Origin of the sequence: Paenibacillus sp. NPDC056722, from assembly GCF_042790635.1 — a bacterium.
GTDB classification, from domain to species: Bacteria; Bacillota; Bacilli; order Paenibacillales; family Paenibacillaceae; genus Paenibacillus_AQ; species Paenibacillus_AQ agri.
In genome coordinates this window covers 85,108-111,784 of record NZ_JBHTYV010000009.1, presented here as the reverse complement: position 1 = coordinate 111,784, position 26,677 = coordinate 85,108, and the positions used below count along the sequence as shown (strand labels likewise).

Here is a 26,677-nt window from a genome sequence, read left to right as displayed (position 1 = left end):
TCCAATGCTCGTTATGGAAAAGAACGCTGTCATTGTAGCATCACCTTATAAACCAAGGAACAAACGATCTTCTTAAAAAGTTCCATCGATTGTAACAAGAAAAATATTTCCGTAATCGATACTTGGGCGTTTGATAATGTTATAATCACTTTGATTTAGCCACTCTTTTCAGGCAAGGGTGAGAGAACAATCAGAAACAGGTGATCAGATGTTCGAACTTAAATGGCTATGGCAGAACTTAAAGGGAAACCGGACGCGTTATATTATGGCGCTCTGCCTCTCGGTGGTGGGCTCCAGTCTCACGATCGTGAACCCATACATCAGTCAACGCATTGTCGATACGTTTATAGCTGGTGACAACGCGCTGCAGAATCTTACACAAGAACGGCAACTATTGATAATGCTCTGCCTGGGCATGATTGGTTTTTCTCTACTGCGTACAGGGCTCGCTTATTTTACGACCATGCAGTATGAAAAGTCCTCGCAAAACATGATGTACAACATCCGTATTTATTTGTACAACAAGATCCAGGGGCAAGACAGGGAATATTACGACCATAACCGCACTGGCGATCTTATGACCAAGATGACTGGCGATCTGGACATGGTCAGACACTCCATGGCATGGATTTTCAAGACGATCATCGAATCGTTAACAATCTTCATTGCTGCCGTTATCTATTTTTTCACAATAGATACGCAGCTGACGTTGTGGATGCTGATCCTGTCACCGCCAATCTTTATCGTGGCTTACATATTCGCCAAACGCGTCCGTCCCATGTATATCGACCTGCGCGAGCGACTGTCCCAGCTTAACACGACTACTCAGGAGAATATTTCAGGCAACCGTGTAGTTAAAGCTTTTGCCCGCGAGGAGTTCGAGATCCAAAAATTCACGGAGAAGAATGTCAACTATTCCACGGCGAACAAAAAGGCCGCCCTCGTATGGCTTGATTATTTTCCTTATTTGGAATCCTTCGCGCAAGGCTTCAACGTAGTCCTAATGTTAGCCGGTGGATACTTCCTTATGGATGGCCGGATCACCTTTGGTGAATTCACAGCCTTTTCTTCGCTCATATGGGCCGTATCTAACCCTATGCGCAACATCGGCATTATTATCAACGATATTCAGCGCTTTTTCGCGAGCTTGTCCAAAATCGTCGATGTCTATTATGCTAAGCCCAATATTGTCAACGAGCATACATCCATAGAGAAACGCCGTTATGAAGGCCGCATTGTGTTCGATCATGTCCGCTTCAAATATGACAGCGCTCTCGTGTTAGACGATGTTAGCTTTACCGTTGAACCGGGTGAAACCATTGCAATCATGGGCTCGACGGGATCAGGCAAAACAACAATCATCAACTTGATCCCTCGCTTCTACGATGTATTCGAAGGACGTGTGCTGGTAGACGATATCGATGTTCGAGAGCTCGAGCTGGATGAACTCCGCGGTAATATCGGCATGGCGACCCAAGATGTACTCTTGTTCTCCGATACCATCGACGGAAATATCGCCTATGGCGATCCTGATCTTCCGGAAGAGGATGCGAAAGGTTATGCCGAACTCGCAGCCGCACACGACTTCATTACCAAAATGCCTGAAGGTTACGATACCGTTGTTGGGGAACGCGGAGTCGGATTGTCTGGAGGACAAAAGCAGCGTATTGCACTGGCACGGGCCTTGGCGGTCCGCCGTCCAATCCTGATTCTGGATGATACGACCTCTGCTGTCGATCTGGAGACGGAGGAACATATTCAGAAAAGTCTACGCGAGCTCGATTATCCTTGTACGAAAATTATTATCGCGCAGCGGGTGTCTACTACTGCGCAGGCTGACCGTATCCTCATTGTGGATGGCGGGAAGCTGATTGAAGAAGGTACCCATGCCGAACTGCTGGCGAAACGAGGGTACTATTACGATGTATTTAAACTGCAGAACGAGGGTATTGGAAGGCAGGTGAGCGTAAATGGCACGGAATAAATTCGACGTCGATGAAAATCTGGAATCGCCGTTCAACATAAAACACTTCCGGCGTGCGATGGTATATATCAAACGGAAGAAGACACCTATGATTGTAGCGTTTGTACTCAGCGCTCTTTCGGCGGCCATCTCACTCTCGGCACCGCTGATCATGCAGCATGTCATTGACGTGACCATTCCGGCAAAAGCCAAGCTTGCGCTGCTAGGCTGGTCTGCCCTGATGCTTGTGACCATTGTAGTCAGCGTTTATCTGGCTACCGTCCGCTCACGCATCATGACAAGTGTCGGGCAGGATATTATTTTCGATATCCGTACCGATTTGTTTAAGCATCTGCAGGATTTGCCCTTCAAATATTACGACGACCGGCCGCAGGGTAAGATCCTTATACGGGTCGTGAATTACGTCAATTCGGTTTCAGATGTGTTGTCCAACGGTATTATCAACTTCATTCTGGAAATCGTGAACTTGCTCTTTATCGCTGCCTTCATGTTCGCCGTCGATGTGCGCCTATCGTTCGTCATCCTGGCAGGGTTACCTGTGTTCTTCGGCATCATGATGCTGATCAAAACCCGGCAGCGCCGGGCATGGCAGGCTGTGTCTAATAAAAGCTCCAATCTGAACGCGTATTTACAAGAGAGCATCAGCGGCATTGGTGTAACGCAGATGTTCTCCCGCGAACAGCGCAATGAGGGGATCTTCACGCGTCTGGCTGGCAATTTCCGTACGGAATGGATGAAGGCTCTACGTTACAACATGCTGATTCCGTTCTCAGTAGACAACTTGTCTACGATCGTTACAGCACTGATTTTTCTAGTGGGTCTGTTGACACTTAGTCCGCAAAACATAACGCTTGGCGTCATTCTAGCGATGAGTAGCTACGCTGCCCGTTTCTGGCAGCCCATTCTGAACCTCTCGAACCTGTACAATAACTTTATCAACGCCGTTGCCTACTTAGAGCGTATCTTCGAAACGCTGGATGAGCCGGTTACGGTCAGCGATATTCCGAATGCGAAGACATTGCCAGCTGTACAGGGCCATGTCACTTTCGACGATGTAACCTTCGCCTATGACCCTGGGCTCAACATCCTTGAGAATATTTCCTTCTCGGTCAAAGCGGGAGAAAGCATCGCTCTAGTAGGACCAACAGGTGCAGGCAAAACAACAGTCGTCAATCTGATCTCACGCTTTTATAACATTTCAAGCGGTAAGATTCTGATTGATGGCCAGGATATCTCACAGATCACACTGAAATCCCTTCGTAGCCAAATGGGGATCATGCTGCAGGACAGCTTCATATTCTCCGGTACCATTCTGGACAATATCCGTTACGGTAAACTGGATGCCACCGAAGAAGAAGTGATCGCCGCGGCAAAGGCCGTTTGCGCGGATGAATTCATTCGTGAATTTGAGCAAGGCTATATGACAGAAGTTAACGAGCGCGGCTCCAAGCTGTCTCAGGGACAGCGGCAGCTCATTTCGTTCGCGAGAACACTTTTGGCAGATCCGCGTATTCTCATCCTGGATGAAGCTACTTCTTCCATTGATGCCAAGACTGAACGCTTGCTCCAAAAAGGCCTCAATGAACTGCTCAAGGGGCGTACCTCGTTTATTATCGCGCATCGTCTCTCCACCGTAAAAAACTGCGACCGCATTATGTATGTGTCAAGCAAAGGCATTGCAGAAAGCGGCTCGCATGATGAGCTGATCGCAAAGCAGGGACTCTATCACCGGCTCTATACGGCGCAGAAGATGGAAGCATAATTGAAGATAGGCACTTAATTGAACAAGCACCAAAAAAGCTCAGGCTTAATTTGCAGCCTGAGCTTTTTTGTGCTATTTTCCTGAAAAAATATAGTTCCATTCTCGATGGTCAATCTATCGCCGTCCAAACATTTAGCGCAAGTGAGCGAACCGCGATGTTCGGGTGATTTCTGTACAACCTCAAACGCTCTGCAGGCTCTGAACTCCATAATAGCGCACTTCCGGCAACTTCAAGCAACGAAAGTCCAATATACTGAGATTCGTAACTACCTTCAGACCCTAGCACATCTACAATTTCCAATAAAGTCTCCGGACTCCAGTACCCTACACTGTCTTCTAAATTATGAGCGACCTGCTTATAGGCATCGCTTAATAGCTGGGGCTGATCTGAGATACAGTTAATCATCCGATTCAGATAAGCTGCCGATTCCTCCGCCTTATTCCAGTCTATTACTGCTATATACAATTTCATCACAGCTTGCTGTAAAGTCTCATCAGGTGCCAGACAGTCAATCAGACCCGTATACAAAGGTATCAAGTGCATTCGTGTGATTTTTGGTAAAGCGTTCAACTGATCAACCAATTTCAAGAGACGCTGCCGATGAGGCAAATCTCTTCTGGTAGTTGCATTCCATTCATTATTTATCGCCATACCTGCCAGTCTCTGACAAACATCGATTACAACCTCATTGACCTCACCATCGCGGCATGTTTCTATCAGCGTGTTCATAGCAAATTCCCATCGGGTGCTGTCTTCTAAATCCGCAATAGCCCGAGCAGTGGCAGCTGCAATAACCCCTTCATTTCCATTTGTCCACCGCATCATAGAAAAGAAAGCATATCTGCTAATAAACGCATCTTGGTTCTTTGCAATTTCAATGATTAACCCTAGATAGCGCGGTCTATAGTCTAGCGGAATAGCATTAGGCTGTTGAGATAATAAACTTCCTGCGATGTCACTTTCCGATGAAGAAGCCATTGCGCTTAAAATATCCCAAGCACGTTCATCATCTAAAAGCTGTTTCGCAGCATGCCCTATGGCTATGATTACATCCTTGTGTGCGTTTGGTTTCTCGAACTCGTTCATCAATAGCGGAATGCTATCCTCGCTTCTATATGCTCCCAGTAACCGGACGGCCTCTTTTCTTACTGTGATTTTCAGCTTGTCCCGGTCTAACAGCTCCCTAAGCATAGAAACCAGCAACACCGGATTCACTCTGCGGATGCATCTAGGTATCGAGTACATGGCCACACGGGCCCGATCCCCATCCAGATTCTCCATTAGAATGGGAAGTGCCTTCTCCGGTTCTTCCATGAGTGAAAGGGCATGAAGCGTAGCCTCTACTACAGTTATTTCCTTATCCTGTACAAGCTCAAGTAACCTATCCGGGACAAGATCCGGCATCCTTGCCATGATCTTAATCACTCGTGCACGCTCCCAAAGGTTGCGCTTGGCATCGAATGCTATTTTTTCTAATAAGGAGCTTAATGCTTGTTGCTGACGCGGCAGCCACCTGTAGAATCCGTCCGTAGCCGGTACAGGATAGATCGTTTTACCTGATAGGAACTTGCCCTTAATAACAGCCCCCGAAATAAAAGGATCGAGCCATTCTTGACGCTTCAGATGCAGATGCTGAAACACTTCATGGATCGTAATATACGATTTATCCAAAGCCAATAATTCCTTAACTCTGGCATCACGCGTTATATGTGGCGCAAGCCAATGTCTGGCCGCTTGTATAGCTGTAGAATCTGCCTTTGCTCTCGTTGCTTCCTTTAACAGATTCTGAAGTTTTATGATGCCATAGCCTCTTTTACCGAATGAGCTAGCCAGGCTAAGCACCAGATTGTAGTCTTCTCTCCCGATGGCTTGTACAGCTAATGTATACATTTCTTCGAAGATAATCTCTTCTACTCCCCGGGGGAAATTCTTCTCGAGTGATGGAAGTGAAAGCTGCCCATTCTGCTTGGCCAGTTTCTGGATCGTATTCATAGAGAACTTAAACAGCTCACTGTGAGGATGCATCATGTTATGCCGCAGAATAGCAAAGGCCAGTTGTTGAACGGAAAACTTCGTACCATAGGAAGTATCTCTGGCATCTATAACACTATCAACTAGCAAAGTAAGCTCTTGGACATGGTCATCCGTGAACACAGACGCAGGACTTTCCGAAAGCTCTTTAAACACATATCCCCGAACAGGGTCCTGCTCATTTCGAATCCGGCCCAGGTACACCAAAGTCTCATTCATACCCTGTCTCGATAGAACTGTACTTCTGATCAACTGCATAAGCGCCGTGCCGCGTTGATCTGCGCTGGATACCCGTGTTGCTTGTTCAAGCCCCACTCTTGAATGAGCAATGGATCGGCAAGCCGTAATTCTGATTGTTCGATCCGGGTCATCCTTGATTTCACGAAGGCCCAGCATTCGGGTGGCTTCCTTGTCACGCAAGGCATGTGGTAATACGTAGAGTAAGCTTTCCGGAAAAATACGCTCTTGGCGTTTATCTTCCTCATATACGGCATCAAAAATGACTTTGCGGTTAGAAGGTGCCATATTACGAAGCAGATTCGCTAAATGCATAGGGTGATCTGCGAGTAATTTCGCTATCGCGATCCATTGATCAATGGATAAATATTTTTTTCTTTTTAGAACCCCTTCAGGAACACCATAAGTAGTCAGATCACTCCGCGACTCCGTCTGAATCAGCAACTGATACACCTCGTTAGGATTTTGGCGTACGAGCGTGCCAAGTTGTTCTTTTAACGCAGGATGTATGCTGCCCACGGGTCCATGCTTCATCGCACAACCCAATACCAAATCCGCCTTCAGATTGCATAGGAGCTCCATAGCAGATGAGAACCTCCACCAGACAGCTCCCTTTTCCCTCGGTGGCGTACTTTCTAGAGAGGTTACAAAGTATTCCGCAACTACGTCAAGATGCCTGCTGGATAATTTCTTCCAGTCTTTTATGGCATATCCAATATCAGCAAGCCATTTACTAACCGTTTCCGTATTACAGGCCTGCAGAACAATTGCTGCCTCCTCCGCGCCCCAACGGGCGTACACTACAGGCAATAAGCGTTCCGCCAATTCCTGACGGTTAATCTGTGAAATACTGTGCAGCAGCTTGCGGCGGCAATCATGCGACAAATGGGGAAGCTCACGTTCAATATCAGCATCTGAAGCCACTTTTGCCAAAAGACCCGCAGCAGTATTCCTGATACTTGCCATGGGATGACGCAATCCTGATAGAACAATAGCGGTATCCTGTGTTGCAATGGCACCGATTAACGCTAGACGTGCTTCATAAACACCATCCTCCAGCAAAGAGGACAGTAATTGGGAGTACTGGGCAGATCCAAGATGATCACGGCCTAATTTCGCTACTTTTTTAAGTCTGTCGGAATAGCCTAGTGAATCCAATTCTTTAAGTAAGCTCTGTTTGTCCAATGGATCTCTTTTAAAAATCATAAGTCCTCCTAATACGCCTGTTCTTATTCCATCCACACTTTATTCTCTATTCTGCCATACATTTCCTTTATAAATAAAGGTAACCCTGAAGCTGGTTGTAGAGCCGCCTTCAAGATTACCTTTAATGTACTACTTACTCTATTCATTCTTTTTTTGTATAAACACATACGTATTCTCATCCGACAGCTTATCATCAAAGCTGAAATCAAACCCGTCGAAGCCTTTGATATCCTCCACACAGGTGATTTGGCGCTCGGCCATGAAGCGTACCATTTCACCTCTAGCCATCTTGACCAGAGTCGCTCTCTCAACCACCTTACCGCCAATTTCCTGCCCGAATACACAGCTAATCATTCGAACGTTTCCGCCAACATACGGGGAGATGCACTTGCTGTATTCCTTAGAGGCCAGATTCAGAATAATGTCACTCTCCGAAAATAACTGATCCGCCAGCTTCCTGTTCCAGAACTCGTAGATCGAGCTGAAACCAGGTCCGCTAAGCTTAGCCTGCATCTCCAGCCTGTACGGTACAACCCCGTCAAATGGCCGGACAATCCCATAGAACCCGGACAATATTCGTAAATGCTGCTGAAGATATTCGAGCTCCTCCATTTGAAGTACCCCAGGTGCCATGTACTGGTACTGGATACCCTCATAAGAAAAGATAGCCGGTGTCAGATTCTGTGTTACATCCATATCCCGAATCCGCTCCACATTCAGCGTGGCGATGGCATCATTGCATTTCCATAGTGATTTGGCTTCTTCATAATTCAATTTTTGTAATAAGGCCAGAAGAGTCTGTGACCCGCTTATGAATTGCGGCATCTGGCGGCAATCCAAGAAATCCGTGTCCCTCTTCATCTTCTTGGCAGGCGAAATAATAATTCTCATGATGCTCCCTTTTCTTACCCCACGGGGAATTTAAATATATCTTATCGTATCATACTTAATCTTCGTAGGCATATTGAGAGCTGCAAGTTGTGTTCAGTAAGGGAGATTTTAAATATACTTATTTTTTTCTCCTTCCAAGAAGAATACTGGGATATTTTCAACCTTTAGACCTACCTTTCTAATTATTAGGAAGATTAATGTCGATAACTAAAAAGAGAAACGATACATAAGAGAGAGAAATCATTTAAAAGGAGAGGAAATCGTGGAAAAAGTTAGAAATTTATCTTTAAAGTATAAGGTATCCATGATTGTAATTGTCATGGTTGTCTTAATTTTTGCCGGAGTCACCTATTTCAGTTTGAACATTCTTAAAACCAACCTTTCGAATGACTTGAAAAGTGAGCTTCTTAGTGTAGGTACTTTGACTAGCATGCAGGTTAATCCGGATCAGGTTAGTCAGCTACTCAGCAAGAACGGAGAAGGAAATCCTGACTTCACAAGTCTACAGAAACAGCTTGACCAAATACAGAAAGATCAAGGTGTAATGAGCTGGAGTTATATTTGGAGCTTAAAGAATGATCAAGTGACCACTCAAGCGTACACTTCCAATTTGAATGATATCTATAAGCCAGGTGCTTTGTTCGCCGACCTTGCTCCCATCCACTTAGATGCTGCTAAAAAGGTATACTCTACCGGAAAATCCGAAGTCACTGATATATTCAAAGATCCGTTCGGCACATGGAGAACCGTATTCTCTCCTATTAAGCAGGATGGAAAAGTTATTGCTGTAATCGGTATAGACTATTCTGCCGACTACATAAATCAGTTATCCAACCAGGCTCGGAACCAACAGCTATTAATTACAATTATTGGTCTGATCATTATAGCTCTTGTAATCTATGCCGCTATCAATAAGATACTCAAACCGTTGAAATCTATTGTAAATGTGTCTAACCGTATCGCCGAAGGAGACCTAAGCAGCAGTCCGCTAAGCTACGATTCAAATGATGAGATCGGCCAGCTTAATACGGCGATTGTCAAAATGCAACATAGCCTGCGTACTCTGATCTTGAATATCCAGGACTCTTCAGAGCATGTAGCTACCTCCTCTCAGCAGCTCACTGCTAGTTCCCAGGAAACTGAATCCTACTCTGTAAAAGTGAACAGTGATATGACAGAAATCGCTGAGAAGACTCTCATGAATTCTAAAATTACCGAAGAAACTGTAACTGTACTGGAGGAGACCGCGATCGGCATCCAGCGTATTGCTGAATCCACCTCTTCTGCTTCAGAGGAATCTGAACAAATGGCTGCTAGTGCTCAAAACGGATATGACTCCTTAGATAGATTGCAGAATCAGATGAATAATATTACAGAATCCGTTACCCGTATTGCCGATGTGATTCAAGTACTCAATTCCCAAATTATTGAGATTAATGAAATGACAAATCTCATTACCGATGTGGCAGAACAGACGAACCTGCTGTCGCTCAATGCTTCTATTGAAGCTGCGCGTGCGGGTGAACATGGCAGGGGATTTGCAGTCGTTGCTACTGAAATCAGAAAGCTCGCTGAAAGAACAGGCCGCTCTGCAAATACAATTGCTGAACATTTGGGAAGTATTACACAGAGCACCACTCAGTCCCAGATCATAGCCCAAGAGGGACAAGAGGAAGTTCATAGAGGCCTTGAACTGATGAAAGAAGCATCTCAGTCCTTCAATCAGATTCTCGAATCGACCAAGAATGTATCTATGCAAATGCAAGAAATCTCTGCGTCTTCCCAGCAAATTTCCGCCTCTTCTGAAGAGGTTACGGCTTCGATGACAGAGCTTAGAAATGTCTCGGGTGAGATTGCCAAGAGCTCCGACCAAGTCTCCAGCTCCTCCGAGCTTCAGCTGCAATTCATCCAGGAAGTAGCCCAAGCTACCGAATCCTTAAGCCTTACTTCGCAGTCACTTCAGGAATTAATTCAACAATTCAAAGTTTAATTTTAGTAGACAGGAGCGATCATAGATGAGTTATGCAGGGCTAAAAGGAAAGCAAGCGCTGATTACAGGCGCAAGCAAAGGAATTGGAAAAGCAGTGGCGCTCGAATTCGCCAAGGCCGGAACGAACGTGATGATCAATTATATTGGCGATGATCAGGAAGCACTTGAAGTGAAGAAAGAAGCCGAGTCATATGGAGTTAAGGCCGAGATTCACCACGCGGATGTCAGTGATTCCACCCAGGTACGTGAGATGTTCGAGGCATTCGACCGGCTATTCGGAACACTCCATATCCTCGTGAACAATGCGGGGATTGCCCAGGCCGTAACGGTCCGTGACATGACCGATGAGCAGTGGGACCGGATGATCAAAGTACATCTATATGGAACTTTCTATAATGCAAGGGAAGCTGCCCGCCGCATGTGGGATAACCAAGCCGGCAAAATCATTAATATCTCCTCAGACTTAGCGAGTCTCGGTTGTGAAGAATTCACGCATTATTCTGCGGCCAAAGGCGGAATCACTTCTTTCACCAAAGCTTTGGCACGGGAACTTGCCCCGCACATTAACGTGAACTCAGTAGCTCCAGGCGGAACACTGACCGACATCTTAGCTGACTTCGGTGAAGGCTACGAAGAGGAAGAAGCGGCGAAATACCCGCTGAAGCGTCTGGCACAGCCGCAGGAAATCGCCAAGTCCGTTCTGTTCCTGGCTTCCGATGATGCCAATTTCTACACAGGGCAAGTGCTCGGTGCCAATGGCGGCAGTGTTATGAACTAATTTTCTCAAGTCATCTCATCGGTAATCACTGGAGGAGCAACACATGACAGCTATAATTGTATTTCTCATTTACTTGGTGTTTATTTATTACATTGGCTTCAAAGGGTACCAAAAAATCAAAACCGCAGAAGACCTGCTCGTAGCGGGTTGGAGCATGCCGCTCTACGTCGTAGCCGGCAGTCTCCTGGCTGCCATGCTGGCCGCACCATTCTTCTTCGCCGCTATCGGGTCCGGTTATACCACCGGCGGCTTTGAAGGAACAGCAACGATGGCCGGACTTGGAACATGTATGGTACTGGGTGCGTTCATCTGGACCCGGCCTCTGCGCAGATTGAAGGGCTGGACCATTGCCGACTATTACGGCCTGCGCTATGCCAGCAAGAAGCTAGGTGCTTACTCAGGAACTGTAATGACCGTCGCTTTCGGCTTCTTTAATGCGGGGGCTTTGACGGTCGGAGGAACCTACATCATCCAAGCGATCTTCGATCTTCCTTTTATCCCGGCTGCACTGTTGTTCGTGCTTCTGACGGCGCTATATTCCATCATTGGCGGACTATGGGCTGTTGCTTATACGGAAGTCATCCAAGGCCTTCTCTCCATTGTGGGAATCCTGGGGATTACCGTTGCAGTCATTTACTCGTACCACGACAACATCTTCCATCCCGATTGGTGGAACGTAAGTACACTATTCAATAAAGGCGGCGCTACATTCTGGAGCTTGTATCTAGTGCTGGCCTTCGGTGATATTCCTGCAGCTGACTTAGGGCAGCGGGTAGCGGGAGCCAAGAATCCGAAGATTGCCCAGCGGGGGATGATTATCTCCGGTGTCATTGTAATTCTAATTAGCTGGATTCCTGGCATGCTAGGTGAAGCTTATAAATTTATTTACCCAGGCAGCCAAAATCCGGAGAACCTCATGCTGGCCTTCGCCCAAGGTTACTTCCCGCCGCTAGTCTCCGCGATCTTCCTGACTGCGCTGGCCGCCATGGGAATGTCGACGCTAGCCGCCTGCTTCGTCGCTTCCTCCGGGGTGTTCACTAAGAACATTTATCTGGATTTCATCAATACAAACCCTGAACCAAAGAAGCTGCTTCGTGTCTCACGGATCGGAATTGCGGTTAGTGCCGTTATCGGCTTCATCCTGGCGATTAACTTTCAGCAGATCATTGATCTGGCTTACCTCGCATGGGATATCATCTTCGTCACGGTCTTCTGGCCGCTCGTTCTAGGTCCATTCTGGCGGAGAGTCTCCACCATTGCCGTGTGGGCCAGCATCACCGTCGGTCTGCTCTACTACATCATCACTTCCTTCACCGGGGTACCGGGATGGACTACCGAATCCACTGGATTCTTTGGTCTGGTGACCGAACTCTGGATGATGCCGGGCATTTCCGGTGTGGTTCTGTCGGGCATTACCATTGTATTGTTCAGCTTCATCTTCCCGGCGACGCCTGCTGTCCTCGAAATGTTCAACAAACAGAAGGACGCTTCACTGGATGAAGTGAGTGGTACAGATGACATTAATTCCGGTTTTAGCACTCACGCTAAGGCTTAGCAGAAACCTGTTATCATAGTTCAATTCAGCTAAAAAGGGCTGTTACCGAATCTTCAAGATCCGGTGACAGCCCTTCTTTTATGATGAATCTAATTCCTATTGATCCGAGATATGTGATCTCTTTTAGTAAAGACTCCTGAAGTGTAATTAACGACATTTTTGTATCTTAAACGCTCAACAATTAAGAGATAATGGTAACTAAGGACAATTTTGTACCTTAAATGTTCCACAATACGCCTTTAAGTGTGATTTTCCCTAAATTAACATACAATAATGCTGTTATTTCTATTATTTACCTCAATCTAATAAATATAAGATACAAAAATGCTGTTAGTTGGAAAGTTGAGCCCTTTTTCACGTTTAAGAAGACGAGGAAAGAGGAGAGGAGGAACTAGATTTGCCTCTAAAGCCCTGACTTCACCGAATCACACCTGCTCTTCAAATCCGGAGACAGTTCAGCTTATGGGGGCAAACCTCCCTACCGAAAGCTTTCAGACAAGCGCTTCGCTTCCTCAGCTCTCCCCTCCATTCCTTGACGACAAAACTTACAGCGTCTCTGTAGTGAGCGTAAACCCTTCAATCACGGCATCTTCGTCAACCTCAATCAAGATGCAGCGTCTCCCTTGATAATTCACCTGCTTCACGTACTTTAAATCCTGTGGACTGATCGAAATCGTGGCTACCTTTGTATCGATCTTAATCGATTTGGTAGTGAATTTCGGCATCACGCTGCTCGCCTTCATCTCATAATGCTTATTGTCGACGATCGTTTCAAACGCCCGTTCCACTTTCTCTGAAGTCACATTCTCTACGCCGCTTACCGTCAGCACGCGTTCCAGATCTTTATAATCGAGCCGTGGAGGCTCTTCCTGGTCTTCGTTAGTTTCGATGACCTGATAGATTTCCTCATACACCTGTGCGAGGGTGGTTGCATCAATTTGTTCCCCCGCCACTTCCTTCACGATGTCTTCAAAAATAGCTCTCTCTTCCAGTGCCGTCACGGATCTTTCGGCATTCAAGACCTGCTCGATGAAATGCGGATCTGGAAAGTTCGATTTTCCCGTGCAATACAGAATACGGTTCACATCGGAATAATTGTCCGTCACGCTCGGGTAAAAGAAGCCCTGCTCCGGCGTACTTAACTTGACGATCGGATCTACAATGACATTGTATTTATATTCCTTCTCCACATAATCAAATAAGAGAGCTTTCCGTTGCTTCTCCGTGGAATTCACGCTACATAAAATGAACGGATGCGCGAACATCTCGTTCTTCTCGCTTTCCTCAGCTTCATCGTTTCTTTCTTTGGTCGGCCGGTAATACTGTCCGCGAACGAAAGTAACCACCGTATCCCGTTCATAATGGGTATCCGCCATCATTCTATCTACCAACAGCAGCATCAAGTCCTGCCATTCATCCGGATCACCTGTCACTAACGCTTGGTGAAGCATTACCTGCGTCGGCTCCTCGGCTTCCGCTTGAAACTTCAACTCGAACAACTTCTGATCCAATTCGCCGGTCAGCAGTTTTTTGAAGTTGCCCATATACAGCTCCTGCTTCTCTCTGTCCACCAGTCCAAACGGCTGGCGCTCCCAGTGATAGATCTCGTTGCTTTCCTTCATAATATACACGTTGAGAATGTCGTAAATATTCAGCAAATCGTGATCCAACTTAAACTGCTTGCGTATATGCGCGACTTCTTTCTTTATCATGATTCGTTAAACAACTCCTACGAATTAAATTGGCCTTATCAGTATAAATGATATAACAAACCTTCGCTATATAAGACGAACTTAGAAGGGCTTTAGGCCATGCATAGAAATCTTTTGCCTTGCCTATCTTAACATGATACAATAAAACAAAATCAAACAATACGCATAGGAAAGGTGTGTTTTAAATGAGCTCAACTCGTATTTTAGAAGAGATTTCGGCAGAGGTTCAGCCTTACCGCAATGATGAGAACGGTGTATCGTCATTGTTTCTGAACCGCTGGTCCCCCCGCGCATTTGACAATCGTAAAGTATCCGAAGAAGATTTGAATGCGATTTTGGGGGCCGCTCATTGGGCACCTTCCTCATATAACGATCAGCCATGGCGGTTTGTAGTGGCTAAAACGGAGGAACAATTGGCTGTATTTCATCAGTTTCTGGGCGAGTTCAACCAGCTTTGGGCGTCCACAGCGCCAGTGCTCGTTCTCGTAGCTTCCGATACCAAACGTGAGAACGGCGATCCTAATGGAGCACATGCATTTGATGCAGGAACTGCTTGGGGCTATTTGGCACTGGAAGCAACGCTGAAAGGACTTGCAACCCATGCCATTGGCGGATTCGACCGCCAGCAAGCTAAAGCAGCCTTGAACTTGCCTGAACAGTACGATCTCCATGCCGTCATTGCCATTGGCTATCAAGGAGATAAGAGTAGTTTGCCTGCTCCGATTCAGGAGAGAGAGGTTCCAAGTGGCCGAAAATTGCTTAGCGAAGTAGTTTTCGAGGGAAGCTATAAATAATTTTCCACCTAAAAACGGTCTTTATCCATCAAGGATGAAGACCGTTTATTTTTGCGTATATGTAAGGATGCGTAAATCTCAGGTTGGGATTTCTACTCTGCGTTTATAAATGCTTTTACCTCGTCATTAAAATCACTGTAAAACGCTTTAGACCTATTTTCATTACCAGTTCTTCTAGAAATACGATTAATCTGCATTGCAGCTGTAACACTATTCGTTAATGTAATAAACTTCTTTGGTATTTCATCACTAATTCCAACCGTTGTATCATCCCAAACTTTATTAACTTCTGGTGTCCAAACCCCACTTGCTTCACGGTTATCTATCACAATTGCCTTTGTGTCTTGATCCTTAACAGATGCTTTTAACAATTCCGCAATAGCATATGCTTCCTCAATGGTTACACGAAAGCTTGCATGTTTAATATAAAAAATCCCTCCTTCTTTCCAATAGGTAGTTGTTTTGGGTAATTGATTATCAAATGTATACATAGAGACCTCATCCTTTTTCAATTATTCTAAATAAACTATATATATTTATTGTCTTTTATATTCACTTATCGTCATACCTGTCCACATATGAAATGCTCTTACAAATGAATTTAAATCTTGATATCCTAAGAGATAAGCTATCTCATCAGATAACATCCCCGAATTTTTTAAATAATGCCTTGCCAGTAGTTCTCTAGTATGGTTTAACTGCTTCTGAAATGTAGTATTTTCTTCATTTAATTTTCTTTGAAGCGTTCTTTTGCTGCAGCCTAATTTTGATGATACATTATCTATACTTCCTTCTCCTGCCGGTAAAAGCTCTGTGAGTGCACTTCTAACTCTAGCTGCATAAGTGTCATCTACGTCTAATTCATTAAGCCGTCTTCTTAATTCTGGTTCGAAATACTCCCACATGGCATCATTCTGGCTTATAAAAGGACAAAGTGCATCTTGCTTTGATATAGTCAGTACGTTTCTTGGTCCTATTTTAGGTCTTACGCCAAAAAACTTCTCATAATCATCATGATCTATCTTATGCTTTGTCATCACTTCTATCGGTATAATATGAGTTTTTGTAGCATTTCTCATAAGCTGTACTAAAAACACCATTTCTAATGCAGTTAAAAACTCTGGTATTTCATGTTCTTCATTCTCAAAAACGATCTCTAAAGTTATGTAATCTCTATTTTCGTTAATTAGAAATACTAACGGGCCTGTAAGTTTTTTATATGTTGCTATTCTTTTCATACAAGTTAATGCATTCTTACTGCAATAAGCTGCAAAAACAGGTGGAGAAAATGTTTCTATACTTTCTAATGTACCAATCTTTATTGGAGCGCACTCATCAATGGACAGTTCTTTAAGTGCTTCCATGAATCTTATATATTCGATAGCTGTTAATGAAGATATTGGACGAGTAAATAAATCTTCAGGCAAGTCGGATTTTTTCAGGGCCTCTATAGTTGATATTCCAATTTTCTCGATTAAATCATCAAATCTCCTATCTATTACAACTCTACTATTAGACATATATCCCTCCTACTATTTCAAAGATACAATTAGTCATGATTGCGTCTATATATTCAACTTCCCTTATGTTAAACATTATATCCTTTAGGTCACACGATTTTAACGACATTTCACGCCATTATTCTTTCAATTCACGCCAGAGCGTAGTTAAGTTCGAATCCATTATAGAATAGCAAAAAGACACGGAAGTACCATTCCGTGCCTAATATCACATTATCCCTCAGCAATAGAAACTCCGGCAACGTTACGCTGTCTCATGGCGGATGGAGGAATTCCGTACTTCTTCTTCCAGACTTTTGAGAAGTGCGAGACGTTCTCGAAGCCTGTGGCGTAACAGACCTCCGTTATGGATATTCCCGAATGGGTTAATAGCTCCTTGGCTTTCTCTAACTTGCGGTTACGAATCCATTGAATGGCAGGCTCATTATAGATCTTCCGAAATTCTCGTTTGAAGGTCGATAAGCTCCTGCCAGAGAGATAAGCCAGATCCTGAAGCGATACCGGGTTAAGCAGATTTTTTTCCACCACCTCTACAATGCTTGTAGGACGTTGCTGCCTGAGCTGCAGAATTTGGTTCAATAACCCTTTGTCCGCATCCAATATATCAAATAGAAGCTCCAGCATTTTCAGTTTTATTAATTCGTCTTGAATGGCCTCCGGTTTTTCAAAATAGGGTTTGAGTGATGCAACATAGCTTAGCAGGCGCTCATTCACCGAATGAACAGCAGTCGGAGCAGGTGATACAGGCTCAGAAGAAGGAAAACTGGATATTTTCATAAACTCATGAAGCAACTCATCTTTCAGAAAGAACATCATATAATCCAAGACATGCCTCGAATCCTCTTCCCCATACTTCTCATACTCAACGGCGATGCCTTTATGCAAAAGTAACATTTCATTTTTCCTTACCGTATATTTCTGCTCACCGTATCTGACGATGTAGACCCCTTCCAGAACAACCAATAAAACATGGTCCTGCAGATACATCCTTCCGGTCTTGATATCCGAATAGCCGCATGCTCCCATGACCGATAATCCTTTTAACTTCAACATGCTAACGCTAGCTATACTCTGAGGCATTTTCACAGCCTTTCTAATTACTGACCCCATTCACCTCACTCCTTATCTGAGTAAAAGATAACACAAAGGCAGCAAGACAATCCAATGCTCGTTCGAATGAGCCGAATTGACAACAAAAATGACCTGTACAACAAAGCTTTAAAACTTCAGCCCGGTTACTATAAGGATAGAAGTTATGCAACAAGCAAAATATATGCAGAAAGAACAGATACACAAATATGAAGGAAAAGGTGTGGGAAAAATGACAACTGTGAAAAAACTATCCCTTGAAGAAATTGCTGACCGTGATGCCATCCGCGATCTTGTTGATGCCTATGCATTTTGTGCAGACACGAGAGATGCTGAAGGTCAAATGGCTCTATTCACTGAAGATACGCTGTTTAGAGTATTTATGGATGAACGTCAGGCAGAACCAGATCAAGTCATTAATAGTAGACAAGATTTGTTCCCTGTTTTTGACAACCTGAACACCTATACCTCCACTATGCATTTTAATGGACAAAGCAAGATTAACTTGTCTGGTGATACAGCAACTGGGACAACCTATTGTTTCGCTCACCATTTAACCGTTGATGGAGATAACAAAAATTTGATGGTGGCAACGATCAGATATTTCGACGAGTTCGTCAAAATTAACAATACCTGGTTCTTCAAAAAGAGAGATCTCAAGGTTGCATGGGTTGAAACTAAACCTCAACATAGCTAAATCGCCCGCATGACCCTTTTCCTCTGAGTCTCAATTTACTTGTAACTTCGCTTCGATTTATCCTCAACAACTAAAAACACCTGTTAATACCGGACTCTTATTGCCCAGTATTGACAGGTGTTTTAATTTATAGTGGTTTACTTCCCTGCAATCAAGTGCCCGGCTCGTTCCCGAATCTCTTGAATAATTTCACCCGTTGGCGAGACTTGTCCAAACTCATAGGCAATCACTGTCAGCGTTACACGCTGAATGTCTTCGGCTACAATGGCCCCCCAGCCCATATCCGGGTAATCCATTGCTGCATTGCCATCGCTTAGAAAAATAATTTTGTATTCCCGATGCGCCCCATCGCGAACCGTGGTTTCGCAGCACACATTGGTCACTGTACCGCAGATAATAAGCGTATCGACATCATGTTTTCTTAAAATAGTATCCAGATCGGTATCATGAAAGCCACTGTAGAACAGTTTATCCACGATAATGTCACCAGGAAGCGGCTCCAGTTCGTCTATAATCTCCACTCCATGCGTGCCTCTTTTCAATATTTCATCCACATTCGGATACATATCCTTCATCCTACCGGTATCGCTGCCGTCTCCCCGTACGATATGGCGAAGATAAATGACCGGTATCCCTGCCTCACGAGCGGCTACAGTCAGTTCCTGAATATTCCCAATAATATTGTCGGTGCGGGGAACATAAAGTGCGCCATCCGGCTGGCAAAATACATTCTGCATATCGACCACGATCACTGCAGTTCTAGTGGGATTGATCTCCCATCTCACCTTATTTTTAAAGCTCATATGCTCAGCTCCTCTACTTGGGTAAATTGAATTTATAGACGACAACCCGTCGTCAGGCAACCTCTGTCGGGACTTCCGTCTTCGTTCTAACCCCGCTGGATCGTTGCTCCATTAACGGTCTGATCCAGATGTTAACCACCGTATTTAATCCGATGAGCAGGACAACCCCCACCAGCATAGGCTGGGTAACAATGCTTTGAACTGCTAGCGGCAGCTTTGAGGTCAGTTCTGCAGGCAGATACATCGTACCCAGCGAGATAATGAAGGAAGAACCGGCGACAACCAGATTCAATTCGTCCCAAACGACCTTACTGACCATTTGAATACCGCTGACTGCGATAATGCCAAACAACACCGTTGAAGCTGCCGAAAGGACCGGGCCTGGAAGAGAAGCGATGAACAACCCTACCTTAGGAATCAGACCGAGAATAATCGCCATAACACCTGCTGTCATTGTAACGAAGCGGCTTCCGATGCCGGATACCCGCACAATCCCGATATTTTCCGGATACGAAGTTGTACCCAGCCCACCAAACACAGCGCCTATCGTACAGCCGAGAAATTCGCCGAACAACCCACGGTTCACGCGCTCGGAATCCATGGTCTGTCCGCCCCATTTGGTAAGCAGCGTATACATGCCGACGGCTTCAGCTGAAGCTTGAAGAAAGGCAAGGAGCATTAGAATCACTACAGGAATGGAGATACCAAAACCAAAGGGGAAGATCGACGGCAGGCTGAACCAACCGGCTGATCCAACTGCAGAGAAGTTAGCCGTTCCGAAAATCGAGTAAAATACGGTACCAATCACAATCCCCCATAACAGGGCACCCCGGCGAAGCAACGTATTACCGCCAACAATCATCAGAACAAGCACGCAAATCACGGTAACGCCAGCAGCGGCGAAGTTAATTCCCTCATTGGCGCTGCCGAACCAGTTTTTCAGGCCGATGTTCGCGAGCTGAGCGCCAATGATAATGAGCAGGGTCCCATATACAATCGGTGGTGAGATAAACCTGTTAACATGTCCGATCAATCCGAATTTGCGGATCGGTATGGTCAGCAGCATGAAAATCACACCCGCAACTGCCATAGAGCCAAACGCAGTGCCCAACCCTACGCTAGTACCCGCAGATAATACAGCTACAAAAAAGGCGGCAGTCGGTCCTTGAACGACAGGGAGCTTCAGCATTTTACCTGACTGGAGAATGGTAACCAGCCCCGTGGTCAAAAAACAGGCCTGAATCATATAACCAATGGTGCTGGCCTCGAGCTTCATCGCTTGTCCAATTAACACCGGAAACAGGAATATACCTGTTAAAGCAAGCAAATGCTGAAACCCGTAAGTCAAATTGGCTCCGAAAGAAAGCTTTTCTTCAATGCCCACCTGCAAAACCTGGTTCTCCTCGTGAAGTTGACTCATACTTTCTCACTCCTTTGATGTGGTTGGCGGGACAAGTTATCCTTATTCAACATATCATCTGATGTTTAGAGCTTAGGAAATCCGAATTTGGGCCACAGCCTCCAGATTACAGATCGTCTGCCGTTTGGCTTCAGCACTGTCACCCGCTTGTATCGCTGCAAAAATCGCTTCGTGATAGGCCGTATTATCTTCATAATGGCGGGTATCCAAAATTAGCTGACTCAGCATCGCCTTGAGCCCTTCAGCCACGACCTTGTACATTTCCAGCAGCACTTCGTTGTGGCACGATTCAGCGACGGCAATGTGAAAAGAAAGATCAGCCTCTACATATTCGGCATACCGCCCCTTGTCCAAAGCTTCGTTTCTCTGGTTCAGGTATTGGCGCATCCGCACAAGATCTTCCTCCGATCTTCGGTCTGCAGCCAAACCTGACACTTCAATTTCCAGGATTCGGCGCACCTCGAGAATTTGAGCGTAGTTATGCGGAGCCAGTGTCTGCCGGACCCCGTTCATGACTGTCGAGGAAGAACGGATATACGTCCCGTCTCCCTGGCGGACTTCCAGCAGTCCGGCGTGAACCAAAATTTTGACCGCTTCACGAATGGTGGATCGACCAACGCCGAGCAGCCGCATCAATTCGGGTTCAGCCGGCAGCTTGTCGCCGCTTTTATATTCTCCCGTGCCAATCAGCATTTGTAACTGGTCAAGCACTTCATCCACCAGCTTTCGACGCTGAACAGTTTTAAAACCTGCATAGGTGCTAATAGGACCACCGCCTCTTGTATATGTTATTTTACCTAACACATTTTCATTCATTTCGGTTTATGGTTCACATTATAGTGAGTGATATCGTAAAAAACAAGCTATTTTTTCATAGTTATGTAATGTTACATTACATATATTATTGACAAATCACCTTCCTAAAAGTTATGTTAGACAAAATCAAACATCAGATGATCTATTGAATGATCTGTTTTATGGATTTCCCCTTCAAAGGAGAGCTGGCCGATTCTATGAATACTAACTTACTCATCAGAGAGCCTAATTACACGCGGCTTATCGCCTTACTATTCTGGTCAGGGTTGATTGTTCTTTCTTCGTTATATGTATCCGTACCGCTGATTCCCACTATTACACAGAGCTTTCACCTGTCGTCCGAGAAGGCTGCTGTACTCGGAAGCTCCTTTTCTCTTTTTTACGCAATTGGCTGCTTAATTCACGGTCCGATATCCGATTGGTTAGGAAGAAAAGCAGTGATTTCTATCGGGCTTGCTGTTTTGTCCTTGGCCACTTTATCTGTGGGCTTTATCTCCAGCTTCAACCTTCTGATCTTCCTGAGGTGCGTGCAGGGGATCGCTGCTGCGGCGTTCTCCCCCGTAGCTTTAACCTACATTGGTGAAGTTTTTCCTTCTTCCAAAAGAGGGACAGCCATCGGGGTGGTCAGCACCGGATTTCTAATGGCCGGGATTGTCGGACAGCTATGGGGAAGTTTTTTCACGGATTTGCTGGGCTGGCATCAAGTGTTTGTAGTCCTGGGCTTCGCTTATCTGCTGACCCTGGGGCTTATTATCACCCTGCTGCCCAGAGAGAAAATGGATCGGCCCTCTTGGAATGCCCGGACATATGCTAAACAATGGAAACAGGTGTGGTCCAACCCGAATTTGCTGCTGTGCTACGGAATTACTGCTTTGATCCTGTTCTGTTTTGTAGGGATGTATACCGTGCTGGGTACTGTTCTTGAGAAAGCACCATTTGGGCTTAGCAGCATACAATTATTCGGTGTGCGCGCACTCGGCATCATTGGTATGCTGATTTGCCCTTTTGCCGGTAATCTATTTGGAAAATGGGGCACACTTCCGACGCTGCGCATCGGCCTAACACTGGCCATCGTGGGCTTAGCGAGCATGGGGTTGGTTCAACAGCTAAGCAGCTATATGCTCATGAGTGTTGTTTTTGTAGGCGGCATCTCGCTGGTTGTACCAGCCATCATCTCTTTGGTTGGGGAAATAGGAAGCAGGAACAGGGCCATCGCCACTTCCATGTATACCTTTGTTCTATTTGCCGGGGCCGGGGTAAGTCCACTCGCAACCGCACGCCTGCTGAAGTCTGGCATAGCCTCCCTCCCTTTTCTCACCTTTGCCGTTATGATGGGTTTGGGACTGATTACGGCAATGTTTATCAAAGTACCCGGAGCCACCGATAAACTTTGATACATATTGCTCAAACAGCCTGTTGAGGAAACTCAACAGGCTGTTTATATTTTGGACTAAGTAAAAGCAAAATGTTTTTACATCTTGGAGCCGAAATTCCAAGTCCAGCGTTTTAGCGGAGCGGTCCTTCGCTAATCTATAAGTTTTCCCTAGAGCGAAGCTATACTTTCGTCAGCCTTCTGACTGCTACTGTCAGTTATTAACTTCTAACTCTTCTCATAGGTCATTAGCTCTCCATTGCTCTGGTACATAAGTATAACGACTACCTTCTTTTTTGACGTACCCGAAAGCAGGGAAATCCATATGCATGCCTGTTACGCGGATTCTTTCCTCTGATGCAAAATCGAGTAATTTAATGCGTGTTCTTGACGCTTGGTCAGCATCAATATCCATGGCAAACTTCAATTCTGGCTGTGACATCTGGATGGTCGCATTCTGAATGATATCCCCCCAAATTAACAATCTATCTCCTTCAGATTCTATTAGATATGCGGTATGGCCAGGCGTGTGTCCATGGGCCTCTATTGGGCTTATCCCGGGAATACCAACGGAATCGGAAAAAGTCACAATATCACCTTTATACGGAGCGAGCGCTGATCGAGCCATTTGGACACTCATTTTTCCTAAATCGTCCTGGAAATGATCCTCAACATTGTCCTTCATCCAAAATCCGTATTCCTTCTCATGTACAATGACTTTGGCGTTAGGAAACGCTCTCGTTCCATCTGCCAACAATAAACCATTCACATGATCCGGATGCATATGAGTCAGAAGTACGGTATCGACATCCTTTGTTGAGTAGCCAGCAGCTATTAGATTATCGATTAGATGGCCTGCCCCTGGCCCAAAACTAGATCCAAATCCAGTATCCACTAAAGTAATATTCCCATTGTTATTAACAATAAATCCATTTGTATTCATGTATGGAGGCACAGCTTGAAGGTGTTCTCTCAATATTTGAATGGGTTCGTCTTTTTCTAGTTCGAAGAAAGCATCCAACGGTAATTCCAAATTTCCGTCTGATAATACCGTAACGATAATACCACCGATTTTTTTATGAAAAACGCTAGGAACTTGAGCTTGGGGTTTATAATTCGTACTCATGTTTACTCCTCCTTAAACAACAACTGTTATTTAAAATACACTTGTCATAATATCAGTCTGCGTTATTGTTTATCAACCAACAACATTGCAGTTCCGTTGTGTATTAAACAACTCGGTAGGATTTGTCGCTTTAAGGTTTGAAAATTATATTCAACAAAAAAATCCAACAAGATTTACTTGTTGGATTTAGTATTCATCACTAGCATTGCATCAACCATATTAAACCTTTCTCTATCTCTTCAAATTAAAAAACGCTACCGCTGTCTCTGTCGTTACCTTGGCGACCTCTTCCACGGGCTGACCGATACAACGCGCTACGGCCTCCAAGATATGTGGCAGGTAGACTGGCTCGTTCCGCCCATCCACCGGCTTTTCTTTTAAATCGCGCGGGGTCAAAAATGGGGCATCCGTCTCGATCATCAGCCGGTCCAGCGGAATCAGCTTCACCAGTTCCTTCAAATGTTTCCCTCTTCGTTCGTCACAAATCCAGCCAGTAATACCAATATAGAGCCCCATCTCCAGATACGCGATGAGCTCTGCTTGGGTTCCGGTAAAGCAATGGACAACCGCTTTGTTGATTGCCTGTTCCTTAAGAATAGCCTTAAAATCCGCAGCTGCTTCCCGTTCGTGCAGGAACAACGGCATGTCCAGCTCAACAGCCAGATTAACCTGCTCCCTGAACCATTTTCGCTGCACATCCCGCGGGGAGAAATCACGATTATAATCCAGACCGCATTCACCTATCGCTGCCACTTGCGGAAGTGCCGCTAATTCCTTTAACTTCGCAATCGTAACTTCATTGCAGCTCTTGGCATCATGCGGATGCACACCCGCTGTAGCATAGAGCTTCCCCGGGTAACGACCAGCATAACGGGCCGCTTCCACGCTGTTCCTAAGACTTGTTCCTGTAATAATAAGCGGACTAACGTCCTTAGCCGCTGCCCTCTCCACCACTTGCTCACGATCTTGGTGAAACGAACGGTGCATCAGATTGACGCCGATATCAATGATAGGTTGATTCATGATTGTTGCACCTCTTGTTCATCAGATTCTAAGACCGAGCAGCACACAGGCGGCACATGCTCCGCCAACCAAACTTCATTTCCAGCGTAATAGAAGTTAACGCCTAACTGCTGTGCGCGCTGCGTGTCCACTTTAAGGATAACTAACGTTCCCCTGCGACTCCCGGCCAATGTTGCAAAATGAGTCCCTTCCGATAAATGAACATACTGCCTGCTCATCGGGCTCAACCCTTCCTGCAGAATTGCAGGGAGAGCCTTCTGATTCGTACCATGATACAGTAGCACCGGAGGCTCACCGGGGGCATACTGAATTTTATCGTGACTATGACCGTACCTCGCTCTGATCCGGTCATCCTTAATTTCAAAACGCTGTTTGTCCGATTGAGAAACCACCTGCTCAATATCCGCTAACGTAACTCCCGACCACTTTGGCTGGGCTTGAATCGCCTCTAATAAGACACTCAGCCGACACGATCCATCTCCAGAATCCAGAACTACACCAAACTCCCCAGGAGTATGACGGAGAATCTTGGTCATTAACTTGCTTAAGCTTTTTTCTGCAGCTTGATTTAACATTTACCTTCACTTCCTAAATTCCTTTTTCACTTTAACTTCCATTAACCGCATTATACTCTGATGCCACCTTAGCGGGCGGTAATTTTTGATTAAAGCTGAAAATACAGCCTGTATCTAAGCAAGGTTAACCTATGAATCTTTAATTTATAACCATTCTTTATCACCAGGTCCACAATTATCTTGTGGTATCATTACTTTAACGTTTAAATATGGAAGGAATCAACAATCAATAATGAATATCTCTACAACAGTCTCATCAAAACAGATCATGGATTTATTATTAAATATCGCCGTCGCACGTCCAGTTTTTATTTGGGGACCTCCGGGAATCGGAAAATCCTCCTTAGTCCAGCAATTCGCCGATCAGGTGGGCCTGCCCTGTGTCTCACTGCTGGGTAGTCAGCTTGCACCCGAGGATCTCATTGGCGTCCCACAAATTATAGATGGAAAAAGCAGGTTCTGTCCGCCAAGCATCATCGCTCGCGACGAGCCTTATTGCTTGTTTTTAGATGAGCTCAACGCCTGTACTCATGAGGTTCAGAAAGCTTTTTATAGCTTGATCCTGGAAAAACGTGTCGGGGAATACCACCTTCCAGAGGGCTCTATCGTCATTGGTGCGGGAAACCGTGCGCAGGATAGCGCTATCGTCAAACCCATGTCATCCGCACTGATCAACCGCATGTTTCATGTGCAATTGAGAGTATCTCACCGTGAATGGTTAGCGTGGGCCTATGAGAATGAAATCCACCCGCTAGTGATCCAATATATAGAGACTCGTCCAGACCATCTTTGGGTTCAACCTCCGAAACACGAAGAACCCTTCTCCACACCAAGATCCTGGCATATGCTAAGTGATGCGTTAAAAGAATACGGTGACGGCCTGCAGCCTGAAATTTTGGATATTCTGGCCACGGGTTGTCTATCTCCTCATCATGCCGGGCAATTCAAAGCATTCTACAAACAAACGAATAACAAATACAAATTGAATGCCATCCTGGAAGGTGAACTCCATTGGCCTCATGAACCAGAGGATCGGGATGTGCTGTACTTTATGGCACAGTCCTTCCGTGCACATCTTATTAAAGAGCTGCCGGAATCCAAGTCCAATCTTACTGAGCATCACAAGCGACTTGCCCACCGTTCCAAGGCTCTGATTAAAAACTTAAGCACCATCAGTCTCGAAATCGCTCAGCTTACGGTTGCGCGAAATGAGAACGGTGAGAGCCTGCCGGATTGGTTCCTTGTTGAAATTGTCCGTGACTTGCCACGACTTGTTCAGAAGAAGGAAGTATAAC

Annotated in this window: 21 protein-coding genes; 9 read left to right on the top strand and 12 right to left on the bottom strand. The window is 45.3% G+C overall.

What is annotated here, in order from left to right; all coding sequences use genetic code 11:
• Nucleotides 1-208 precede the first annotated feature (208 nt).
• Together ACFRAM_RS20580 and ACFRAM_RS20575 are read left to right on the top strand one after the other, a co-directional pair.
• The gene (locus tag ACFRAM_RS20580; protein ID WP_379467596.1) at nucleotides 209-1,984 is read left to right on the top strand and encodes an ABC transporter ATP-binding protein; all 1,776 of its coding nucleotides are present in this window, start codon (nucleotides 209-211) and stop codon (nucleotides 1,982-1,984) included.
• Nucleotides 1,971-3,746 (top strand): ABC transporter ATP-binding protein, encoded by a 1,776-nt coding sequence (locus tag ACFRAM_RS20575; RefSeq protein WP_379467594.1) that lies wholly within the window; start codon nucleotides 1,971-1,973, stop codon nucleotides 3,744-3,746. The genes ACFRAM_RS20580 and ACFRAM_RS20575 overlap by 14 nt, the downstream gene beginning before the upstream one ends.
• A gap of 109 nt (nucleotides 3,747-3,855) precedes the next feature.
• On the opposite strand, the gene ACFRAM_RS20570 is transcribed toward ACFRAM_RS20575, so the two are convergent.
• Together ACFRAM_RS20570 and yaaA are read right to left on the bottom strand one after the other, a co-directional pair.
• Nucleotides 3,856-7,221, bottom strand: coding sequence for a HEAT repeat domain-containing protein (locus ACFRAM_RS20570; protein ID WP_379467592.1), 3,366 nt, complete (start codon nucleotides 7,219-7,221; stop codon nucleotides 3,856-3,858).
• Between the two features lie 138 nt (nucleotides 7,222-7,359).
• A complete protein-coding gene (gene yaaA, locus ACFRAM_RS20565; RefSeq protein WP_379467590.1) occupies nucleotides 7,360-8,112 on the bottom strand; it encodes a peroxide stress protein YaaA in 753 nt (250 codons plus the stop codon).
• 262 nt (nucleotides 8,113-8,374) lie between these two features.
• Between yaaA and ACFRAM_RS20560 the strand changes: the two genes are divergently transcribed.
• Genes ACFRAM_RS20560 through ACFRAM_RS20550 form a run of 3 tightly spaced genes read left to right on the top strand, consistent with a single transcriptional unit; the run spans nucleotide 8,375 to nucleotide 12,435 of the window.
• Nucleotides 8,375-10,102: a methyl-accepting chemotaxis protein gene (locus ACFRAM_RS20560; protein ID WP_379467588.1), complete on the top strand. Its 1,728-nt coding sequence runs from the start codon at nucleotides 8,375-8,377 to the stop codon at nucleotides 10,100-10,102.
• Between the two features lie 25 nt (nucleotides 10,103-10,127).
• Nucleotides 10,128-10,880, top strand: coding sequence for an SDR family NAD(P)-dependent oxidoreductase (locus tag ACFRAM_RS20555; RefSeq protein ID WP_379467584.1), 753 nt, complete (start codon nucleotides 10,128-10,130; stop codon nucleotides 10,878-10,880).
• 43 nt (nucleotides 10,881-10,923) lie between these two features.
• A complete protein-coding gene (locus tag ACFRAM_RS20550; protein ID WP_175371612.1) occupies nucleotides 10,924-12,435 on the top strand; it encodes a sodium:solute symporter family protein in 1,512 nt (503 codons plus the stop codon).
• 545 nt (nucleotides 12,436-12,980) lie between these two features.
• Here ACFRAM_RS20550 and ACFRAM_RS20545 read toward each other — a convergent pair.
• On the bottom strand, nucleotides 12,981-14,147 hold the full coding sequence (locus ACFRAM_RS20545; RefSeq protein ID WP_066379635.1) for a DUF4317 domain-containing protein: 1,167 nt from the start codon (nucleotides 14,145-14,147) through the stop codon (nucleotides 12,981-12,983).
• A 185-nt stretch (nucleotides 14,148-14,332) separates the two neighbouring features.
• Between ACFRAM_RS20545 and ACFRAM_RS20540 the strand changes: the two genes are divergently transcribed.
• On the top strand, nucleotides 14,333-14,941 hold the full coding sequence (locus ACFRAM_RS20540) for a nitroreductase family protein (RefSeq protein WP_379467581.1): 609 nt from the start codon (nucleotides 14,333-14,335) through the stop codon (nucleotides 14,939-14,941).
• 92 nt (nucleotides 14,942-15,033) lie between these two features.
• On the opposite strand, the gene ACFRAM_RS20535 is transcribed toward ACFRAM_RS20540, so the two are convergent.
• From ACFRAM_RS20535 to ACFRAM_RS20525, 3 genes are all read right to left on the bottom strand, one after another.
• Nucleotides 15,034-15,432: a hypothetical protein gene (locus ACFRAM_RS20535; protein ID WP_066379630.1), complete on the bottom strand. Its 399-nt coding sequence runs from the start codon at nucleotides 15,430-15,432 to the stop codon at nucleotides 15,034-15,036.
• A 45-nt stretch (nucleotides 15,433-15,477) separates the two neighbouring features.
• Nucleotides 15,478-16,461 carry a helix-turn-helix domain-containing protein gene (locus ACFRAM_RS20530; RefSeq protein WP_379467579.1) on the bottom strand — a complete coding sequence of 328 codons (984 nt, stop codon included), beginning with the start codon at nucleotides 16,459-16,461 and terminating at the stop codon, nucleotides 15,478-15,480.
• 213 nt (nucleotides 16,462-16,674) lie between these two features.
• A complete protein-coding gene (locus ACFRAM_RS20525; protein ID WP_379467577.1) occupies nucleotides 16,675-17,571 on the bottom strand; it encodes a helix-turn-helix domain-containing protein in 897 nt (298 codons plus the stop codon).
• A 145-nt stretch (nucleotides 17,572-17,716) separates the two neighbouring features.
• Between ACFRAM_RS20525 and ACFRAM_RS20520 the strand changes: the two genes are divergently transcribed.
• Nucleotides 17,717-18,247 (top strand): nuclear transport factor 2 family protein, encoded by a 531-nt coding sequence (locus ACFRAM_RS20520; RefSeq protein ID WP_379467575.1) that lies wholly within the window; start codon nucleotides 17,717-17,719, stop codon nucleotides 18,245-18,247.
• Between the two features lie 137 nt (nucleotides 18,248-18,384).
• Here ACFRAM_RS20520 and ACFRAM_RS20515 read toward each other — a convergent pair whose 3' ends face one another.
• From ACFRAM_RS20515 to ACFRAM_RS20505, 3 genes are all read right to left on the bottom strand, one after another.
• Complete coding sequence (locus ACFRAM_RS20515; RefSeq protein ID WP_379467573.1) at nucleotides 18,385-19,050, bottom strand: isochorismatase family protein; 666 nt, start codon at nucleotides 19,048-19,050, stop codon at nucleotides 18,385-18,387.
• Between the two features lie 52 nt (nucleotides 19,051-19,102).
• On the bottom strand, nucleotides 19,103-20,470 hold the full coding sequence (locus ACFRAM_RS20510; RefSeq protein ID WP_379467571.1) for a uracil-xanthine permease family protein: 1,368 nt from the start codon (nucleotides 20,468-20,470) through the stop codon (nucleotides 19,103-19,105).
• Between the two features lie 72 nt (nucleotides 20,471-20,542).
• Nucleotides 20,543-21,286 carry a FadR/GntR family transcriptional regulator gene (locus tag ACFRAM_RS20505; protein ID WP_379467569.1) on the bottom strand — a complete coding sequence of 248 codons (744 nt, stop codon included), beginning with the start codon at nucleotides 21,284-21,286 and terminating at the stop codon, nucleotides 20,543-20,545.
• A 197-nt stretch (nucleotides 21,287-21,483) separates the two neighbouring features.
• On the opposite strand from ACFRAM_RS20505, the gene ACFRAM_RS20500 reads away from it, so the two are divergent.
• Nucleotides 21,484-22,680: an MFS transporter gene (locus ACFRAM_RS20500; RefSeq protein ID WP_379467567.1), complete on the top strand. Its 1,197-nt coding sequence runs from the start codon at nucleotides 21,484-21,486 to the stop codon at nucleotides 22,678-22,680.
• Nucleotides 22,681-22,896: 216 nt separating this feature from the next.
• Here the strand turns inward: ACFRAM_RS20500 and ACFRAM_RS20495 are convergent, their stop codons facing one another.
• The 3 genes from ACFRAM_RS20495 to ACFRAM_RS20485 form a co-directional block, all read right to left on the bottom strand.
• The gene (locus tag ACFRAM_RS20495) at nucleotides 22,897-23,784 is read right to left on the bottom strand and encodes an MBL fold metallo-hydrolase (RefSeq protein ID WP_379467565.1); all 888 of its coding nucleotides are present in this window, start codon (nucleotides 23,782-23,784) and stop codon (nucleotides 22,897-22,899) included.
• 231 nt (nucleotides 23,785-24,015) lie between these two features.
• The gene (locus ACFRAM_RS20490) at nucleotides 24,016-24,807 is read right to left on the bottom strand and encodes a TatD family hydrolase (RefSeq protein WP_379467563.1); all 792 of its coding nucleotides are present in this window, start codon (nucleotides 24,805-24,807) and stop codon (nucleotides 24,016-24,018) included.
• Complete coding sequence (locus ACFRAM_RS20485) at nucleotides 24,804-25,382, bottom strand: RNA 2'-phosphotransferase (protein WP_379467561.1); 579 nt, start codon at nucleotides 25,380-25,382, stop codon at nucleotides 24,804-24,806. The genes ACFRAM_RS20490 and ACFRAM_RS20485 overlap by 4 nt, the downstream gene beginning before the upstream one ends.
• 232 nt (nucleotides 25,383-25,614) lie before the next feature.
• On the opposite strand from ACFRAM_RS20485, the gene ACFRAM_RS20480 reads away from it, so the two are divergent.
• Nucleotides 25,615-26,676, top strand: coding sequence for an AAA family ATPase (locus ACFRAM_RS20480; protein ID WP_379467559.1), 1,062 nt, complete (start codon nucleotides 25,615-25,617; stop codon nucleotides 26,674-26,676).
• The last annotated feature ends 1 nt before the right edge of the window (nucleotide 26,677 follow it).